Below are 18,252 nucleotides of genomic sequence, written 5' to 3' on the forward strand. Positions count from 1 at the left end.
TTAGCTTCATAATCAAGCTGAGCTCTTTTGGCGTAGTAGAACTGTTTTTGGTATCCACAGTTCAATCTCTTTTTCGGACAGGCATTACAAACGTAAGGAGCCTTTTTGAGTAGAGGGCAGGTTTCACAATTAGATGTCACAGAATTTTCTTTAACCACTCGATTTCTCCGAACTTCTTTTGAGATTGTGGACGGGTCTTTTCCTAACTTAGCTGCTATAGCCGAGAAAGGTTTAAGTTGTTCGATTCCTATTTGAATATCATTGCGGTCAGAGAGAGTTAAGTGTTTGTTTTTCATTGTCAGTTACCAACTTGTCCCATAGTAAGTTCTACCTTATTTTTTTGTCTCAGTCTAATTTCCAGCTTTTGTGTTAGACTAGAACTTACTTTGAGAAGTTAGGGGCTTATTTTGAGAAGTTAGTTCTTAATTATTTTTATAAAAATTCATTGACATTTTTTGGAGGTATGATATACTAGTCAAGTACGCTGGTTTAGCTCAGTCGGTAGAGCGCATCCATGGTAAGGATGAGGTCGCCGGTTCAATCCCGGCAACTAGCATATCTTTTATAACCTTCGGGTTGTTTTTTTATTTTTATAATCCCTTGACATATATGTTTATTGTGTTAAAATAGTGGATAGAAAGCTGAAAGGAGTAAAACAAATGAACAAGAACCTTGTCGTCAAACAAGCTATTTTTTATCATATACTCCTTTCTAAGCGGGAAAACAGATTTTAGAAATCATTCATGAGTGTGGTCTCAATGAAGAGTAGAGGTTGAACGGTGGTTCAGCTAGATAGGTTTATGGACTTATTGAGTGATTTTTGAAAAACAACGGGTCTATTTTTGTGGACTAAAGCAAACCTAGGAGGAGTAAAATGCTTCCCTGGGCTTTTTTGTGCGCTTAGAAAGGTAATACTCTTCGAAAATCAAAATTATCCGTTGTCAAGAGCCTTGATGAGTGAAAAGCTCCAGTGGAGCTTTTCAGCCTGTTACCTTGAAACAAGAAAGTAACAGAGTTCTATCTTCGACATCGTTTCCTAGGCTACTTTTGATTTTCATTGAGTATAACGTCTATCAATTGTTGCTGATTGAATAAAGTGGCAAATGACAGGCTGGAGATTTGTAAAGGAGAAATATGTTTCGATTAATTTTTGATTATATCAAGCGTCATAAGTGGCTCTATTTATTGGTTGCCGTGACCTTGATTATTTATGATGCCACGCTTTTGGTACCGACGCAAATGATTCAACGGATGGTTGATATACTGACAAAAAATGAATTAACGCAAGCAATTTTAGTTCAGGATATGACGCTCTTGTTGCTCGTGACCTTGCTGAACTATGCTATGGCATTTATTTGGCACCTTAAACTATTTCAGGCTTCCGTTAACTTCAAGTTTGATATGCAACAACGGGCATTCAAAAAGTTGGTCACTATGCGAACACCATTCTATGAGAAATTTCGCTCAGGAGATGTAATGACCCGTTTTTCAACGGATGTAGATGGCTTGATGGAGATGGTCGGTTACGGTCTCATGATTGTCGTCTATGCAGGTGGCATGCTAGCTTTTATCATTCCAACCATGTTCTTCATTGACTGGAAGATTTCTACGGTTGCTTTGCTTCCGATGCTGTTCATGACGTTTTGTATATTTTTTATCGGAAGAAAACAAGATAAGGCGATTGACGCGAATAGGGACGCTGTAGCTCAACTCAATAATGAAGTTTTGGAAGTCATTGAAGGGATTCGAGTGACGAGGGCTTATAGTAAGAAAGCGACTCAAAAAGCTCAATTCCAAGCACGCACCAAACAATTAGCACAAGGTGGTGATCGTATCACCTCACTTCAATCTTTATATAATCCTCTAGCGACTGTCTGTTTAGGTTTATCTACGATTCTAGTACTTGTAATGGGAGCACAGGCCGTGAAGGCAGGGCAATTAACACTCGGACAAGTCATTGCACTGCAACTCTATGTCAGTTCGCTCTTAGAGCCCTTCTGGACACTGGCAGATTTTATCCTTGTTTATCAAACTGGCAAGACATCTTTCGAAAAATTGCAAGAGCTAATAGAGACAGGTGATGATTTGGAGGTGGATGGGTCTAAGGAAATAGCAGAGCTGGCGAGTATTGCTTTCAAGGATTACAGCTTCCGATATCCACAGTCGGAAAGAGCCAGCCTACAGGACATTAATTGGACCCTACTAGCTGGACAGACCGTTGGAATCGTCGGAAAAACAGGTTCTGGAAAGACGACCTTAGTCCGCCAATTCCTGCGTCAATATCCTGTTGGTCAGGGTGATTTCACCATCAATGATCAATCAGTATTGGACTATAAACGTGCTAGCCTTGAAGAAAAAATTGGTTATGTCCCGCAAGAACACATTCTCTTTTCTAAGTCAGTCGGAGAAAATATTGCGCTCGGAAAAGTAGATAGTAGTTCTGAAGAGATTGAACAAGCCATTGTTACGGCTGCATTTGATCAAGATTTAAAACGGATGAGTGATGGTCTAAACACCATGATAGGTGAGCGTGGGGTGTCTATTTCGGGTGGTCAAAAGCAACGAATTTCTATTGCGCGTGCATTCTTACGGAAGCCAGATTTGCTAATCCTAGATGATTCTTTGTCGGCAGTGGATGCTCGGACAGAACGCCAGATTATCCAAAATATTCAAAAAGAACGTGCAGGCAAAACTAATGTCATCGTGACCCATCGCCTATCTGCTGTCAACCATGCTGATTGGGTGTTGGTTCTGGATGAGGGCCGTATCGTTGAAGAAGGGCGTCCCGCTGATTTGCTTGCCCAAAAAGGTTGGTATTATGAACAATACCAGCGACAACAAAGCCAGGAAGGAGGAGAGTAATGACTATTTTGGGATTTTTATTAAAACAAATCAAACGTGTCAAATGGCTATTTATTGTAGCAGTAGCTTTCTATTTACTAGCTTCAACCCTGGTTCGATTGGCTCCTCTGTTGATTCAACAGGCTATCGATGGGCCGATTACAGATTTGAGCAAGGGTTTGCTATTTGATGAAACTGTTTTTTTGACTCAGTCAGCTCAATATATGGGGATGACAGTCCTAGGAGCCATTGGTTTTTACCTGTCCATGCGCTTGCTCATGCATTGTGCCAATCGGATTGCAGAGAATCTGAGAAATCAAGCCTATGATGTGATGCAGCGGTTGCCTATTTCATATTTTGATGATAAACCAGCAGGGAAGATTGCAACTAGAATTGTCAATGATACAGAGACACTGCGAACTCAATTTTATGGTACTTTAGTCTATGCCTTTAACAATATCGTTCGACTGGGATTTACATATGCTGTTCTTTTCTACATGAATCGTAGTTTGGGCTGGCTGATGTTACTGCTGATTCCTCTATATATTGGGATTCAATTTGCTTATAAAAAAATGACTGACAAGCCCATGAAGGACTTCTATGATGCCAGAAGTGATGTGAATACTCAGGTAAATGAAACCATGAACGGTGCTAGTTTGATTCAACTCTTTGGACAAGAAGAAAGAAGTATGCAAGAGTTTGAAGCGACTGCTGACAAGATGCGTCGTGCAGACAACAAGATGATATGGGCTCAGTCTCTTGCAACTTGGAATTTGAGTGGCTTCTTACAAAATTTAGTGATTACAGGGATTTTGACAGTAGTTGGTTATCAATTTCTCAAGGGCCACCCTGGAGTTACAGCCGGGAGACTCTTTGTTTATGTAAACTATATTGAGGGCGTCTTCATCGCATTAGGTGCCTTGGTTCAGCAATTTCCAAATATGCTTCGTTCTTTTGAAACTGGTAAGCGTCTAATGGCTCTTTTAGAAGAAGAGGCTGAACCTGATAGCGAGCATGATTTGGAAGTCAATCAAGGTCAAGTCGTGTTTGAAAATGTGAATTTTAGTTATGACGAAAACAAACCAGTTTTGAGAGATATTTCCATTCGGGCTGAAAAAGGTGAAACAGTTGCTTTGGTGGGACATACGGGTTCTGGAAAGTCATCCATTATGAACCTCCTCTATCGTTTCTATGATCCACAGGCGGGTCGCGTATTGATTGATGGGAAAAATATTCGTGACTATTCTCGTGAAAGCCTGCGCAGTCACATGGGGATTGTTTTACAAGATCCCTATCTCTTTACAGGAACCATTGCAAGTAATGTTTCCATGAATGAGGAAACAGCAGACAAAAAACGAATTTTGCAAGCCTTGGAAAAAGTTGGAGCAGGGCCGATGCTATCTCGTTTAGAGAAAGGGATTGATGAACCTGTAGTTGAGAAGGGAGCGGCCTTTTCAAGTGGAGAGCGCCAGCTGATTGCCTTTGCTCGGACACTCTACTCTGATCCTAAAATTCTAATATTAGATGAAGCAACTTCTCATATTGATACGGAGACGGAAGAAATTATCCAACATGCCATGGAAGTGGTGAAAGAAGGCCGAACAACCTTTATCATTGCGCACCGACTCTCTACCATTCAAAATGCAGATCAAATCCTTGTCTTGGATCAAGGTCGAATCATTGAGCATGGCAAACACGAAGATTTGATTGCGTTTGGTGGCACCTATGCTCAAATGCATGAGATTCAAGCAAGGGTGTAATAAGCAGCAAAAAATTCCAAGCCTTTGGCTGGAATTTTTTGCTATAATTGATACATGAAAGCTTTAATTTTTGATGTAGATGATACCTTATATGATCAAATTCAACCGTTTGAACGTGCACTGAAGCGACATTTGGCAGTATTAGATGAGCAACTCAGCCCACTCTATCTTTCTTTTCGGCAGTATGCGGATGAAGTATTTGAAGCGGCTTCGACAGGAAAAATGAGTTTACAGGAAAGCCATGTCTATCGAATGAAGCATGCTTTAGCAGATTTCGGATATCAGGTATCTGATGCAACTGCACTTGCAATTCAAATCGATTATGACTATTTTCAAGGCCAGATAGAGCTTGGCCCCATTTTCCCAGAAATATTTTCATGGTGTAAAGAACATGGAATTGCAATCGGAATGATTACGAATGGACCATATAGGCATCAGTTAAGAAAAATTCGTACCATGGGCCTATTTGATTGGTTTGAACCGGAAAATATTCTTATTTCTGGACAAATCGGGATAACCAAACCCAACCCCGCTATTTTTCACTTGATGGAAGAGCGGTTGGGAATGTCAGGAGAAGATGTGTATTATCTTGGAGATTCGTTTGAAAATGATGTGGTGGGAGCAAAAGCTGTGAACTGGAAAGCAATTTGGTTCAATCATCGCCACCGGCCACTTGTATCTAGCTCTGTTACAGCAGATTTCATAATCTCTGAATGGGAGGAACTTGTACCCACGATTAAACAATTGTTAAACCAGTAAAAGCTGGTTTTTTATTTGCCAGATTTGAAAAACTTCCAGTATTTGAAAAATAGATCTGTCTGAAACTACTTTCAGGAACTTGTCCATTTGGACAAAAATTGAAATTAGATTCTAAGTGAAGGAAGGATATTGAAAATTAAATATAATATTATATAATAACTTATGTAAGCGCTATCTCGGATCCGGAACAGAAAGGAGTGACATAATGGCTAGCATCAGCAAGGAAGAATTAAAAGAGCAGATAAAAGATGGAATTATTGTCTCTTGCCAAGCCCTACCAGGGGAACCTCTATATACGGAGGAAGGCGGTGTGATGCCTCTGTTAGTAAAAGCAGCCCAGGAGGCTGGTGCTGTCGGTATTCGGGCCAATAGCGTTCGAGATATCAAAGAAATTAAAGAGGTAACAGATTTACCAATTATCGGAATTATCAAGCGAGATTATCCTCCACAAGAGCCATTTATCACTGCTACAATGCGAGAAGTAGACGAGTTGGCAGCTCTTGATATCGAGGTCATCGCTCTCGATTGTACCAAGAGAGAACGCTTTGATGGACTGACGATTGAAGAATTCATTCATCAAATCAAAGAAAAATATCCCAACCAATTGTTCATGGCTGATATTTCAACATTTGAAGAAGGTCTTGTTGCTTATCAAGCTGGGATTGATTTCGTGGGAACAACTTTATCTGGTTATACTTCATACAGTAGACAGGGTGATGGCCCTGACATTGAGTTGGTAGATCAGCTTTGTCAAGCAGGTATGGACGTGATTGCAGAAGGAAAAATTCATTATCCACATGAAGTGAAACAAATACACGATTTAGGTGTTGCGGGTATTGTTGTAGGGGGTGCCATTACTCGTCCAAAAGAAATTGCAGAACGATTTATTAACGTTTTGCGGAAGTAATCAACGGTTATCAAATGATCCCTATGGGGAATAAGAAAAGGAGAAGAATGATGAAAAAAATCATCCATTCATTGTTGGCAGGTGCTGCAGTTCTATCACTTGCAGCTTGTAGTTCAAATACCAGCGATTCGACCGCAAGTTCTTCCGACTCTGGATATTCTGCTGGAAAAACGGAGATTACATGGTGGGCCTTTCCAGTATTTACGCAAGAAAATACTGATGATGGCGTGGGGACTTATGAACAAAAAATTATCGATGCTTTCCAAGACGCGAACCCAGACATTACTGTTAAGTTAGAAACCATCGATTTTACATCAGGTCCTGAAAAGATCACTACAGCTATTGAAGCTGGTACAGCTCCAGATGTGCTCTTCGATGCTCCAGGTCGAATTATTACCTATGGAAAACATGGAAAACTTGCAGACTTGAATGACCTCTTTACAGATGATTTTGTCAAAGATGTCAATAATGATAATATTATTCAAGCATCTAAGGCAGGAGATACAGCCTATATGTATCCAATCAGTTCTGCGCCATTCTATATGGCATTAAACAAAGCAATGCTTGAAGATGCGGGTGTGCTCGATCTTGTGAAGGACGGCTGGACCACTGATGATACTGTTCAAAAAACAAAAACTAACATATAATAGATTTATGAAACTTACTATCGAACAAACGAACGAATTAAAATCTTATTTGAAAGATAAAACCTATTCTCCATTTCATAGACGACTTCAAGTTATCCTGTTCAGAGCAGAAGGTCTCAGTTATAGGGAAATCACTAACCTTATCGGCTATTCAAAGTATACAATCTGGTCCTTACAACGCAAGTATGAGCTTGATGGAATTTCAGCGCTCGTAAAAGAAACTCGAGGTGGACGGAACCGTCAATATTTAACCCTTCAAGAAGAGGAAACGTTTCTAAAAGAACAGTTAACAGCCTCACTAAATGGTGAATTTGTGACGATAAACTCTCTCTATGAAGCTTATCAGAAACGGGTTGGACACCCTACGACCAAGGAAGGATTCTATGCTCTTCTGAAACGCCATGGGTGGCGCAAAGTGACGCCAAGACCAGAACACCCTAAAAAAGCAGACGCCGAAACGATTCTAGCGTCTAAAAATAAAATCTTCATTCACGAAAACAGGAAAGCGCTTCAAGAATAGTCGTCGCTATCATAAAGTCAGGCTAATGTATCAAGATGAGGCGGGTTTCGGTCGGATTAGTAAAATTGGGAAGGCCTGGGCACCAAAAGGGGTGAGACCGCATGTACATAGTCACTATATTCGTGAGTATCGCTATTGCTATGGTGCTGTTGATGCCCATACAGGAGAGTCCTTCTTCATTATCGCTGGGGGTTGCAATACAGAATGGATGAATGTTTTTCTCAAACAACTATCTGAAGCTTATCCTGACGATTATATTTTATTAGTGATGGATAATGCCGTTTGGCATAAATCAAGTACCTTAGAGAAACCACATAATATTGGTTTTGAGTTTATTCCTCCTTATACTCCTGAAATGAATCCAATTGAACAAGTTTGGGCTGAGATTCGAAAGAGAGGGTTTAAGAATAAAGCTTTTAAAACACTAGACGATGTGATAAACAAGCTTCAAGAAGTAATACGAGAGTTAGATTGGTCTATTTTAAAACCAGTGGTTGTCCAGATTAAATTATTTTTATCCGTAATCGCATCACATACCACTCCAAGTCTCATAAAGCGAGATTTGATTTCCATTGCAACCAAACCTGAACTACCGATTCCATAGAAGTAGACTCGTTTACTGCTATCAATCAAAGTGGCGATTTCTTCTAATTTTTCTTCATTTACCAGGTTATTTGTGGCTGTTAAGATTTGGTCATAGTCAATCAACACTTTTTTAGTTAGGCTACGCTGAATATGGTCGAAGTGTTTTAACAAATGCTGGTGATCTTTTTGATAGGTGAAAACAAATTCTCTATAACCTGAGAATCCGCATTTTTTAGCGAATCGTGTGAGTGCAGATGGTGAAACGTGAAGAGTGGCTGTAGTGAACTCCAATGTTAAATCTGCATCAACAGGATCCAATTGCGTGAAATAGTGGGCAATTTCTTGTTCCAATTCAGTCATTTCGTCCATATTGGATTCAATAATGGCAATGATATTTTTTCCTGTTGCTATCATAGTGACTTACCCTTTTGTACGACGGTTTGTAATCATTATACCATAAAAATCCGCTTTCTTCCCTTTTGTGGTATAATGGACTTGTATAGAAGGAATGTAATAAGATGTATATTGAAATGGTAGATGAAACAGGAAAAGTTCCTGTGAAAATGCAAGAACAAATCATAGAATTGCTCCAATTTGCAGCTAAAAAAATCGGTAAACAAAATAAAGAAATGGCTGTGACATTTGTAGATAATGCCCGTGTGCATGAAGTAAATTTGGAATATCGAGGCATTGATCGCCCCACAGATGTGGTTAGTTTAGAGTACAAACCCGAATCAGAAATTGTCTTTGATGAAGAAGATTTGGTGGACAATCCTGAATTGGCTGAAATGATGGAAGATTTTGATGCCTATATTGGTGAATTGTATATTTCAATTGATAAGGCGCGTGAACAGGCTGAGGATTATGGACATAGCTTTGAGCGTGAAATGGGATTTTTATCCGTACATGGCTTCTTACACATCAATGGTTACGATCATTATACGCCAGAAGAAGAAGCTGAGATGTTTGGTTTACAAGAAGAAATTTTAACTGCTTATGGACTTACACGAGAATAATTCAAAAAATCGGTGGAAAAACCGAGAACTGATGGCGAGTCTGGATTTTGCTGTATCTGGACTCTTAACCGCTTTTAAAGAAGAGCGCAATATGCGTAAGCATGCTGTATCGGCTATATTAGTCATTTTGGCAGGCTTGGTTTTCCAAGTATCGGTGACAGAGTGGCTATTTCTTTTGTTGAGTATCAGCTTAGTTATCGCATTTGAGATTGTTAATTCTGCCATTGAAAATGTGGTGGACTTAGCTTCTGATTATCATTTTTCCATGCTGGCCAAAAATGCAAAAGATATGGCGGCAGGGGCAGTCTTATTTGTATCAGGATTTGCATTACTAACAGGGCTCATTATTTTTGTGCCTAAAATTTGGAATTTTATATTTTAAGAATGAAGGAGAATTCATGACATTTAAGTCAGGATTTGTGGCGATTTTAGGTCGTCCAAATGTAGGAAAATCCACTTTCCTCAACTATGTAATGGGGCAAAAAATTGCCATCATGAGCGACAAGGCTCAAACCACCCGTAATAAGATTATGGGGATTTATACCACGGATGAAGAACAAATTGTTTTTATTGATACGCCAGGTATTCATAAACCAAAGACAGCCCTGGGTGATTTTATGGTGGAATCAGCCTATAGTACTCTTCGAGAGGTGGATACAGTTCTGTTTATGGTACCCGCGGATGAAAAGCGTGGCAAGGGTGATGATATGATAATGGAACGGCTGAAACAGGCAAATGTTCCAGTTATCTTAGTGGTTAATAAGATTGACAAAGTTCATCCAGACCAACTATTAGAGCAGATTGACGATTTCCGCCATCAAATGGACTTCAAAGAAATTGTACCAATTTCGGCTACCCAAGGGAACAATGTCAACCGACTTATGGAAATTCTCAAGGAAAACCTGGATGAAGGTTTCCAATATTTCCCTGCGGACCAAATCACTGACCATCCAGAACGTTTCTTGGTGTCTGAGATGATTCGTGAGAAAGTCTTGCATCTGACCCGTGAGGAAATTCCTCACTCAGTTGCCGTTGTCATTGAGTCCATGAAACGCGATGAATTTACCGATAAGGTCCACATTCGCGCGACGATTATGGTAGAGCGTGATAGCCAAAAAGGCATCATCATTGGCAAGCAAGGAGCCATGCTCAAGAAAATTGGCTCCATGGCCCGTCGTGACATTGAATTAATGCTTGGTGACAAAGTCTTCCTCGAAACCTGGGTCAAAGTCAAGAAAAACTGGCGAGACAAAAAACTCGACCTCGCCGACTTTGGCTATAATGAGAAAGAGTATTAACAATGTCCAGTGGACATTGTTAACCCGAGCCTAGAAATTGGAGAGCGAGGAAGGTTGGGGGAGTGAAACAGTCTGGGAATAGACTGTTTCAGCTGGTCACCTAGAAATGCGAAAGTGACCATGTGAAAACCCGAGCCTAGAAATTGGAGAGCGAGGAAGGTCCGGGGGAGTGAAATAGTCTGGGAATAGACTGTTTCAGCTGGTCACCTAAAAATGCGAAAGTGACCGTGTGAAAACCCGAGCCTAGAGAAATTTGATAACTTGTCCATTCTCCCTTATACTCTGCTTTCAAATTTATTAATGAAAAGATAAAAACACCACTTTTGTGGTGTTTTCCGTCGTTAGGATTTGTTCACTATATTTAGAAAGGAAAGCCGATTAGGTGTTGGAATTGAACCCGCCTACGACTCTTTGAAAAAAGACACCCGTGACCTAGGTGCCGAAGCACCGTCGGTCAGGTTTCTATTTGCTTTGTAATTTTGTTAGAAAGGACGAGTGTTAGCGTACTTGAACCCGAGCTAAAAGCTCGGAAAATAGATAGAGCTCTTTGTGTGCAAGTCACACAGCATCGCTCTCCTTTTATCTTGTTATCTTAATTTAGAAAGGAAAGCCGATTAGGTGTTGGAATTGAACCCACCTACGACTCTTTGAAAAAAGACAACCGTGACCTAGGTGCCGAAGCACCGTCGGTCAGGTTTCTATTTTTCTTTGAGTCGCTTAACGGCTTAGTATCTTAGTATGCCCGAATTGCCTGAGGTGGAGACGGTTCGTCGTGGTTTGAATCGGTTGGTTAAGGGGAAGGTCATCACCAAGGTGGAGGTGACCTATGCTCCGATGGTTAAGACTGGTGTTGACGTATTCTGTCAGGATTTGATTGGTCAAGAAATCCAGCATGTGGAACGTCGTGGCAAGTATCTGTTGATCTATCTGACAGATTTTGTGTTGATTTCTCATTTGCGTATGGAAGGAAAATACAACTATTTTTCAGAAAATGTTCCGAAAAATAAGCATTTTCATGCTTTTTTTACATTTTCAGATGGGTCGACACTGGTTTATCAAGATGTTCGCAAGTTTGGGACCATGGAATTGCTTGGGAAAGCGGATGTTGAGGCCTATTTTCTCAATCGAAATCTTGGTCCTGAACCGACAGAGGAAGATTTTGACTTGGAGGTATTCAAGACCAAACTGGCACGTTCCAAAAAACCTATTAAAGCCCATCTCTTGGATCAGACTTTAGTGGCTGGTTTGGGCAATATCTATGTAGACGAGGTTTTGTTTAGAGCTAAGATTCATCCAGCTCAAGCTAGTTGTCGACTTACGGTGAAACAGGCAGAAGACCTGCGTCAAGCTGTAATCGCAGTGTTGCAATTAGGGATTGAAAAAGGTGGTTCTACGATTCGGACATACAAGAATGCCTTGGGGATGGATGGAACCATGCAAGAATATTTACAAGTTTATGGAAAGACAGGACAGGCTTGTCCTCGCTGCCAGACAGAGATTGTGAAAATCCAGTTAGGCGGTCGTGGGACACATTTCTGTCCCAAGTGTCAGGTGAACAATGACTAAGGTAATTGGATTAACAGGTGGAATTGCGTCAGGAAAATCAACTGTAACGGATTTCCTACGCCGACAGGGCTATCCGGTCATTGATGCGGATCAAGTGGTTCATGAATTGCAAGCAAAGGGTGGTAAACTCTATCAGGTTCTTGTCGCAGAGTTTGGTAATGCAATTCTAACGGCAGAAGGGGATTTGGATCGGAAAAAATTAGGTCAAGCAGTTTTTGAGAATGCTGGACTGAGAGCACATTTGTCGCTTTTGCAGGATCAGATTATCAGGGAGGAATTGCTGGCCAGGAGGGATGCTCTCAAGCAGACTGAGCCAGTGGTTTTCATGGATATCCCTTTGCTGTACGAGGCGGATTATAGCGGGGAAGTGGATGAAGTCTGGCTTGTTTATGTCGATAAGGCGCAGCAGTTGGAACGGCTAATCAAGCGCAATGGTTTTTCTGTTCAAGATGCTGAAAATCGACTGAAGGCGCAGCTTTCTTTAGAAGAAAAACGAGCGAAGGCTCAGGTATTAATTGATAATAGTGGTGCGGTCGAGGAGACGTTTGCAAGGGTCGCACTACTTTTGGAGGATTTGAAGGATGGACGACAGTAGTAGTTATTGGAAACAGAATTTGAAGGTGGCGTGGTTGGGGAATTTCTTGACGGGAACGAGTTTTACCTTGGTCATGCCGTTTATATCAGTGTTCGTGGAAGAATTGGGTGTAGGGCCTGGTTTGGTGGAATATTATGCGGGGCTTGCTGTGTCAACGAATGCTCTTGCAGCGGCCTTGATGGCACCGATTTGGGGGAGTTTGGCTGACCGCTACGGGCGCAAGCCTATGATGGTTCGGGCGGCTTTTGCTATGATTTTTACCATGGGCGGGATGGCTTTTGTTCCGAATGTTTTCTGGCTAATCGTTTTGCGTGTTTTAAATGGTGTTTTCACTGGGTATATTCCAAATGCAACGGCTCTGATTGCTAGCCAAGTTCCGAAAGATAAAACAGGTTATGCTCTAGGTACCTTGTCAACTGGGGCTGTGGCAGGAAACTTGATTGGGCCGACATTGGGTGGTGTTTTAGCCGAAATGTTCGGTGTCCATACTGTATTCTTGTTGGTTGGGCTTCTTTATGCTATAGTAGTGTTGCTGACTGTGTTCTACATCCGTGAAGATTTTGTTCCTATCAAGAAGAGTGAGGCGCTTCCAGTTAAGGAAGTGTTTGCTCAGGTAAAAGATCGTCAAATGTTGTTTGGGCTTTTTGTGACCTCCATGATTATCATTGCTGCAGCTCAAGCTGTTGTGCCAATACTGACCCTCTATGTACGACATTTGGGGCAAAAGGAGAACTTACTCTTTGTTGCTGGTTTTATCATTTCTTTACCTGGGATGGCGTCCTTGGTGACTTCTGGTTATCTTGGGAAAATTGGCGACCGAATTGGCAACCATCGCTTGTTGTTGATGGCCCTTACCTATAGTCTCCTCATCAATGTTTTTTGTGTCTTTGCGGAAAATCCATTTCAATTGGGTTTGCTTCGATTTCTCTATGGTTTTGGGACAGGAGCTCTCTTGCCTTCTGTCAATTCATTACTGACCAAGTTGACGCCGAAAGAAGGGATTTCAAGAATATTTTCTTATAATCAGCTCTTTAATAATTTGGGAACAGTAGTTGGACCGATGATGGGTTCAGCAGTTGCTGTCCATATGGGCTATGATTGGGTGTTTTACCTATCGAGTGGACTGGTCCTCTTTAATCTAATCTGGTCCTTAACCAATTTTAGAAATTACTTGAAAGTAAGGGATATTTAGTGAGAGTTAAAATCAATTTACAATGTTCAGAGTGTGGTAGTAAAAACTATCTGACAAGTAAAAATGCCAAGACCCATCCTGATAAGATTGAGGTCCTAAAATACTGCCCAAAAGAGAGAAAAGTTACACTCCATCTTGAAACCAAATAAATTTTATGCTATAATGAATGGAGTTATTGTAGAAAGAGAAAAAATTATGTATCAAGCATTATTAACCATTCTGTTGATTTTATCTGTTATTCTTATAGCCGTGATTTTTATCCAACCAGCAAAAAACCAATCAAGTAACGTTTTTGATGCTTCAAGCGGAGCCCTCTTTGAGCGTACAAAAGCGCGTGGTTTTGAAGCCGTTATGCAGCGTATTACAGCCCTCCTTATCTTTTTGTGGTTGTTAGATGCTGTCGCGCTAGTAATCATTTCTAGTAAGTAGATAGACAGACTGGGACTTGTTCTTGGTCTATTTTTTTAGTAAAGGTAAAATGAAAAACGAAATTATTAACTATATTAAAGAAGTTGGTCCTGTAACCATGGACCAGTTGGCAGATCAGTTTGGGGCAGGTTCTGCTAAAAGCTTTACCGATTTGGTCAAGCTGGTTTCTAGCATGGAAGGACAGCGGAAACTGGTTTTCGACCAAGATGGAAGAATTGCTCTTCCAGCGCCCAAGGTTACCAGAAATAGAGTAACCTTGCAGGGCATTTTCCGTGCCCACAAGTCTGGTTTTGGATTTGTGACCATTGATGAGGAGGAAGATGATCTCTTTGTCAGTCGTGACGATGTCAACTTTGCTATTGAGGGTGACAGAGTTGAGATTGCAATTAAAAAGGTTGCAGATCGTCTCAAGGGAACTGCCGCAGAAGCGGAAGTCATTGATATTTTAGAACATAGCCTGAAAACTGCGGTTGGCTTGATTGTTTTTGACGAAGATAAGCCAGAATATGCAGGCTACATCAAGTCAAAAAATCAGAAAATCGCTCAGAAAATCTACATCAAGAAGTCACCTTTGGTATTGACCGGAACGGAAATTCTCAAAGTTGACATTGAAGCCTATCCAAACAAGAAACGGGACCACTTTGTTGCGACCATTCGGGACGTGGTGGGCCACAAGGACGATGTGGGGATTGATGTCTTGGAAGTTTTGGAATCCATGGACATCGTGTCGGAGTTTCCGGATGAAGTCTTGGCAGAGGCCAATCGAGTACCAGAAAGTCCATCTGAGAAGGACTTTGAAGGCCGCTTGGATCTGCGAGATGAAATCATCTTCACTATCGACGGTGCTGATGCCAAAGACTTGGACGATGCGGTCCATATCAAGCAACTCAAGAACGGCAATCTTGAGCTGGGTGTCCATATCGCTGATGTCAGCTACTATGTGACGGAAGGCTCAGCCTTGGATCAAGAGGCCATCAAGCGTGGGACTTCTGTCTATGTGACCGACCGTGTGGTGCCAATGCTACCAGAACGGTTGTCAAATGGTATTTGTTCCCTTAATCCAAATGTGGATCGCCTGACCCAGTCGGCTATTATGGAAATTGACCGTAAGGGCAAGGTGGTCAAGCACTGGATTGGTCAGACGGTCATCAAAACGACCTTCCGCATGACCTATTCCGATGTCAATGACATGATTGCGGGCAATCAGGAAAAGCTGGCTACATACAAGGCGATCGTGCCAAGTGTAGAGCTCATGGTCAAACTCCATGAGACGCTGGAAGCTATGCGCTACAAGCGTGGGGCTCTGAACTTTGATACAGCTGAAGCCAAAATCATCGTCAACAAAGATGGTCTGCCAGTCGATATCCAATTGCGTCAGCGGGGTATTGCTGAGCGGATGATTGAGTCCTTCATGTTGGCGGCCAATGAGTGCGTTGCTGAGCATTTTGCTAAGTTGGACCTGCCTTTTATCTATCGGATCCACGAAGAGCCTAAATCAGACAAGTTGCAGAAGTTCATCGACTATGCGATTAGCTTTGGTCTGACGGTATATGGTACAGCCAGCTCTATCAGTCAGGACGCCCTTCAGGATCTCATCGAGCGGGTCAAGGATGAACCCTATGCCGATGTCCTCAACATGATGCTGCTGCGTTCCATGCAGCAGGCACGCTACTCGGAGCACAACCACGGTCACTACGGACTGGGTGCGGAGTTCTACACCCACTTCACCAGTCCTATCCGCCGCTATCCCGACCTGCTGGTTCACCGTATGGTACGGGAATATGGTCACAATCCTGCGGAAAAAGCAGAGCATTTTGAGCAGGTTATTCCTGAGCTTGCCAAGTCTTCGTCCAGTTTAGAACGCCGTGCCATTGAGGCAGAGCGGGAAGTCGAAGCCATGAAGAAGGCAGAATTCATGCAAGAATTTGTTGGGCAAGAGTTTGATGGTGTCGTGTCTAGCGTGGTCAAGTTTGGTCTTTTTGTCGAGTTACCAAACACGGTTGAAGGTCTGATCCATATCACCAACCTCAACGAATACTACCAGTTCCACGAGCGAACGCTGACCTTGCAGGGTGAGAAATCCGGTCGGGTCTTCCGTGTTGGTCAGCCAATTCGTATCAAGCTAACGCGGGCGGACAAGATGACAGGGGAAATTGATTTTGCCCACGTGCCGTCCGAGCTGGATCTTGTCGAGAAGAATCTAAAGGCGAAACGGAAAACAGTGAGTCATTCAAACCGCGATCGTGATGATCGGTCAGGGCGAGGACGGGGCAAGCACCACAAACAAGAAGCTGCTGGTCGCGACAGCGGACGTCACAAGTCTGGAAAAGACCGCAAATCTATGTCTGGAGCAACTGACAAGAAAAAGAAACCATTTTATAAAGAAGTGGCGAAAAAGAACAAGAAGAAAAGGAGATAGGTATGGCCAAGGGTGAGGGCAATGTGATTGCGCAGAATAAAAAAGCCCGTCACGACTATACCATTGTGGATACAGTGGAGGCGGGGATTGTCCTGACGGGGACAGAGATTAAGTCCATTCGTGCAGGGCGGATTAACCTTAAAGATGGTTTTGCCCAAATAAAGAATGGTGAAGCTTGGTTGGTTAATGTTCATATCGCTCCCTATGATGAGGGCAATATCTGGAACCAGGAGCCAACACGAACTCGCAAGCTTCTCTTACGAAAGAAGCAGATTGCAGATTTGGGGAATGAAGTCAAGGGAACTGGGATGACCCTTGTTCCTCTCAAGGTCTATATCAAGGACGGCTTTGCCAAGGTCTTGATTGGGCTTGCTAAAGGGAAACATGACTACGACAAGCGGGAGTCCATCAAACGCCGTGAGCAGGATCGCGATATCAAACGGACCATGAAGGCGATTAATAATCGATAAGAACTGGGAGAAATCCTGGTTTTTTTCTGCGAATGAACCCTCATACTCTTCGAAAATCAAAGTCAGACGTTGTTGACTTGATTAGATGAGTGTCAAGCTCCAGTGGAGCTTGAGAGCCTGTTCCCTTGAAATATAAAAGGGACAGAGTTCTATTTGCGTCAAAGCGAAACGAACTACGTTCGCCTATTTCAAACCTCTAAAGGTTTCCCGAACTTTAGAGCAAGTCAGATTTTGATTTCCATTGAGTATCGGTCATAAATTTTAGATGAATTCTGATTCTTTATAGTTGAACACGTGTAATACGTATGATATAATAATTTTGTCAGGAGGTAAAAGCGCTATGCCTATGACACAAAAAGAAATGGTTAAGCTACTTACCGCCCATGGTTGGACAAAAACCAAAGGCGGTAAGGGGTCACACGTGAAACTTGAAAAAGCAGGCGAGCGACCCATAACCATTCCCCACGGTGAAATAAACAAATACACCGAAAGGGGTATCAAAAAGCAAGCAGGGCTGTTATAACAACAGCCTACCGCTTGTTTTCATTTGGAGGTAAACTATGCTTGTCACTTATCCAGCTTTATTTTATTTTGATGATACAGACGGAGCTAATGCGCCGTACTTTGTAACATTCCCTGATTTTGAGCATTCAGCAACTCAAGGCGAGGATATGGCGGACGCTATGGCAATGGCTAGCGATTGGTTAGGCATGAACTTAGCTGATTATATCGAGAATGGACGAGACATTCCTACCCCGTCTTCTATAAATACTTTGTCATTAGTAGATAATAACCCTTTCCGTGATGAGGATTTTGAGATGGTTTACGATTCTAGCAAGTCTTTTATCTCCATGGTGATGGTGGATGTTGCAAAGTATTTGGGCAGTCAAGAGCCAGTAAAGAAAACACTCACTATCCCACGCTGGGCAGACACACTAGGACGTGAACTAGGATTGAATTTCTCACAGACCCTCACAGATGCAATTGCAGATAAAAAAATTCATGCTTAACACTTGATTCTGTTATTGCAAGTGTTGAAACTGGACCTTTCAACTCCCATTGAGTATTAGTAGTTCTAATGAGTGGGATGGTTCCGTTTTTATCTTTCTACTAATTATACGAAAGCCCCCAAAGTTTATGTTGAACTGCTCCCTGTCAAGTGGACAATGAAATAATAAAAGATTAGGCGACGGCCTTGTTCCTCATTTCAAGAGGGGCAAGGCCGTTGTTGCGTTCTTGAAAACGTTG

The 18,252-nt window shown here is 42.0% G+C and carries 18 protein-coding genes, 1 tRNA gene and 2 pseudogenes; 19 read left to right on the forward strand and 2 right to left on the reverse strand.

Annotated features, from left to right (window positions below; translation table 11 throughout):
- Positions 1–296: helix-turn-helix domain-containing protein (locus K6V43_RS09920; RefSeq protein WP_222382922.1), on the reverse strand; the 296-nt coding region annotated here is incomplete at its 3' end.
- Between the two features lie 187 nt (positions 297–483).
- Here K6V43_RS09920 and K6V43_RS09925 point away from each other — a divergent pair.
- From K6V43_RS09925 to K6V43_RS09955, 7 genes and pseudogenes are all read left to right on the forward strand, one after another.
- A tRNA-Thr gene (locus K6V43_RS09925) sits at positions 484–556 on the forward strand.
- A gap of 578 nt (positions 557–1,134) precedes the next feature.
- Positions 1,135–2,862, forward strand: a complete 1,728-nt coding sequence (locus K6V43_RS09930; RefSeq protein WP_222382923.1) for an ABC transporter ATP-binding protein — start codon at positions 1,135–1,137, stop codon at positions 2,860–2,862.
- The gene (locus K6V43_RS09935) at positions 2,862–4,601 is read left to right on the forward strand and encodes an ABC transporter ATP-binding protein (protein WP_222382924.1); all 1,740 of its coding nucleotides are present in this window, start codon (positions 2,862–2,864) and stop codon (positions 4,599–4,601) included. Before K6V43_RS09930 ends, K6V43_RS09935 begins: the two co-directional genes overlap by 1 nt.
- 54 nt (positions 4,602–4,655) lie before the next feature.
- Positions 4,656–5,360, forward strand: coding sequence for an HAD family hydrolase (locus K6V43_RS09940; protein ID WP_222382925.1), 705 nt, complete (start codon positions 4,656–4,658; stop codon positions 5,358–5,360).
- A 205-nt stretch (positions 5,361–5,565) separates the two neighbouring features.
- Positions 5,566–6,267, forward strand: coding sequence for an N-acetylmannosamine-6-phosphate 2-epimerase (locus tag K6V43_RS09945; protein ID WP_024404723.1), 702 nt, complete (start codon positions 5,566–5,568; stop codon positions 6,265–6,267).
- A gap of 50 nt (positions 6,268–6,317) precedes the next feature.
- Positions 6,318–6,884: pseudogene (locus tag K6V43_RS09950) on the forward strand (ABC transporter substrate-binding protein); the annotation flags it as partial.
- Between the two features lie 37 nt (positions 6,885–6,921).
- Positions 6,922–7,930, forward strand: a pseudogene (locus K6V43_RS09955) (IS630 family transposase); the annotation flags it as partial.
- On the opposite strand, the gene K6V43_RS09960 reads toward K6V43_RS09955, so the two are convergent.
- Positions 7,882–8,433 carry a MurR/RpiR family transcriptional regulator gene (locus K6V43_RS09960; RefSeq protein WP_222382926.1) on the reverse strand — a complete coding sequence of 184 codons (552 nt, stop codon included), beginning with the start codon at positions 8,431–8,433 and terminating at the stop codon, positions 7,882–7,884. The pseudogene K6V43_RS09955 and the gene K6V43_RS09960 overlap by 49 nt on opposite strands.
- A gap of 104 nt (positions 8,434–8,537) precedes the next feature.
- Between K6V43_RS09960 and ybeY the strand changes: the two genes are divergently transcribed.
- The 12 genes from ybeY to K6V43_RS10020 all read left to right on the forward strand — a co-directional run bounded on the left by ybeY (position 8,538) and on the right by K6V43_RS10020 (position 18,014).
- Entirely contained in the window at positions 8,538–9,035 is a 498-nt protein-coding gene (gene ybeY, locus K6V43_RS09965; RefSeq protein ID WP_222382935.1) for an rRNA maturation RNase YbeY, read from the forward strand.
- Positions 9,016–9,417 (forward strand): diacylglycerol kinase family protein, encoded by a 402-nt coding sequence (locus K6V43_RS09970; RefSeq protein ID WP_024404715.1) that lies wholly within the window; start codon positions 9,016–9,018, stop codon positions 9,415–9,417. The genes ybeY and K6V43_RS09970 overlap by 20 nt, the downstream gene beginning before the upstream one ends.
- A 16-nt stretch (positions 9,418–9,433) precedes the next feature.
- Positions 9,434–10,333 (forward strand): GTPase Era, encoded by a 900-nt coding sequence (era, locus tag K6V43_RS09975; protein ID WP_172019132.1) that lies wholly within the window; start codon positions 9,434–9,436, stop codon positions 10,331–10,333.
- A 738-nt stretch (positions 10,334–11,071) separates the two neighbouring features.
- On the forward strand, positions 11,072–11,899 hold the full coding sequence (gene mutM / locus K6V43_RS09980) for a DNA-formamidopyrimidine glycosylase (RefSeq protein ID WP_222382938.1): 828 nt from the start codon (positions 11,072–11,074) through the stop codon (positions 11,897–11,899).
- Positions 11,892–12,494 (forward strand): dephospho-CoA kinase, encoded by a 603-nt coding sequence (coaE, locus tag K6V43_RS09985; protein ID WP_222382940.1) that lies wholly within the window; start codon positions 11,892–11,894, stop codon positions 12,492–12,494. Before mutM ends, coaE begins: the two co-directional genes overlap by 8 nt.
- A complete protein-coding gene (locus K6V43_RS09990; protein WP_024404712.1) occupies positions 12,481–13,686 on the forward strand; it encodes a multidrug efflux MFS transporter in 1,206 nt (401 codons plus the stop codon). The genes coaE and K6V43_RS09990 overlap by 14 nt, the downstream gene beginning before the upstream one ends.
- The gene (gene rpmG, locus K6V43_RS09995) at positions 13,686–13,835 is read left to right on the forward strand and encodes a 50S ribosomal protein L33 (protein ID WP_012775228.1); all 150 of its coding nucleotides are present in this window, start codon (positions 13,686–13,688) and stop codon (positions 13,833–13,835) included. The genes K6V43_RS09990 and rpmG overlap by 1 nt, the downstream gene beginning before the upstream one ends.
- Positions 13,836–13,881: 46 nt before the next feature.
- Positions 13,882–14,115, forward strand: coding sequence for a preprotein translocase subunit SecG (gene secG / locus K6V43_RS10000; RefSeq protein WP_024392020.1), 234 nt, complete (start codon positions 13,882–13,884; stop codon positions 14,113–14,115).
- Positions 14,116–14,164: 49 nt separating this feature from the next.
- Positions 14,165–16,534: a ribonuclease R gene (gene rnr, locus K6V43_RS10005; protein ID WP_222382943.1), complete on the forward strand. Its 2,370-nt coding sequence runs from the start codon at positions 14,165–14,167 to the stop codon at positions 16,532–16,534.
- Between the two features lie 2 nt (positions 16,535–16,536).
- Positions 16,537–17,004 carry an SsrA-binding protein SmpB gene (gene smpB, locus K6V43_RS10010; protein ID WP_024396797.1) on the forward strand — a complete coding sequence of 156 codons (468 nt, stop codon included), beginning with the start codon at positions 16,537–16,539 and terminating at the stop codon, positions 17,002–17,004.
- Positions 17,005–17,344: 340 nt separating this feature from the next.
- Positions 17,345–17,527 (forward strand): type II toxin-antitoxin system HicA family toxin, encoded by a 183-nt coding sequence (locus K6V43_RS10015; protein WP_014637653.1) that lies wholly within the window; start codon positions 17,345–17,347, stop codon positions 17,525–17,527.
- A gap of 37 nt (positions 17,528–17,564) precedes the next feature.
- Positions 17,565–18,014, forward strand: coding sequence for a type II toxin-antitoxin system HicB family antitoxin (locus K6V43_RS10020; RefSeq protein WP_160863757.1), 450 nt, complete (start codon positions 17,565–17,567; stop codon positions 18,012–18,014).
- The last annotated feature ends 238 nt before the right edge of the window (positions 18,015–18,252 follow it).

Source organism: Streptococcus suis (genome assembly GCF_019794615.1).
GTDB classification, from domain to species: Bacteria; Bacillota; Bacilli; order Lactobacillales; family Streptococcaceae; genus Streptococcus; species Streptococcus suis_AI.

Bases quoted from the DNA above. Each gene is read 5' to 3' on its own strand.
- K6V43_RS09930 (WP_222382923.1), top strand. From the start codon at position 1,135: ATGTTTCGATTAATTTTTGATTATATCAAGCGTCATAAGTGGCTCTAT.
- K6V43_RS09935 (WP_222382924.1), top strand. From the start codon at position 2,862: ATGACTATTTTGGGATTTTTATTAAAACAAATCAAACGTGTCAAATGG.
- K6V43_RS09940 (WP_222382925.1), top strand. From the start codon at position 4,656: ATGAAAGCTTTAATTTTTGATGTAGATGATACCTTATATGATCAAATT.
- K6V43_RS09945 (WP_024404723.1), top strand. From the start codon at position 5,566: ATGGCTAGCATCAGCAAGGAAGAATTAAAAGAGCAGATAAAAGATGGA.
- K6V43_RS09960 (WP_222382926.1), bottom strand. From the start codon at position 8,433: ATGATAGCAACAGGAAAAAATATCATTGCCATTATTGAATCCAATATG.
- ybeY (WP_222382935.1), top strand. From the start codon at position 8,538: ATGTATATTGAAATGGTAGATGAAACAGGAAAAGTTCCTGTGAAAATG.
- K6V43_RS09970 (WP_024404715.1), top strand. From the start codon at position 9,016: ATGGACTTACACGAGAATAATTCAAAAAATCGGTGGAAAAACCGAGAA.
- era (WP_172019132.1), top strand. From the start codon at position 9,434: ATGACATTTAAGTCAGGATTTGTGGCGATTTTAGGTCGTCCAAATGTA.
- mutM (WP_222382938.1), top strand. From the start codon at position 11,072: ATGCCCGAATTGCCTGAGGTGGAGACGGTTCGTCGTGGTTTGAATCGG.
- coaE (WP_222382940.1), top strand. From the start codon at position 11,892: ATGACTAAGGTAATTGGATTAACAGGTGGAATTGCGTCAGGAAAATCA.
- K6V43_RS09990 (WP_024404712.1), top strand. From the start codon at position 12,481: ATGGACGACAGTAGTAGTTATTGGAAACAGAATTTGAAGGTGGCGTGG.
- secG (WP_024392020.1), top strand. From the start codon at position 13,882: ATGTATCAAGCATTATTAACCATTCTGTTGATTTTATCTGTTATTCTT.
- rnr (WP_222382943.1), top strand. From the start codon at position 14,165: ATGAAAAACGAAATTATTAACTATATTAAAGAAGTTGGTCCTGTAACC.
- smpB (WP_024396797.1), top strand. From the start codon at position 16,537: ATGGCCAAGGGTGAGGGCAATGTGATTGCGCAGAATAAAAAAGCCCGT.
- K6V43_RS10015 (WP_014637653.1), top strand. From the start codon at position 17,345: ATGCCTATGACACAAAAAGAAATGGTTAAGCTACTTACCGCCCATGGT.
- K6V43_RS10020 (WP_160863757.1), top strand. From the start codon at position 17,565: ATGCTTGTCACTTATCCAGCTTTATTTTATTTTGATGATACAGACGGA.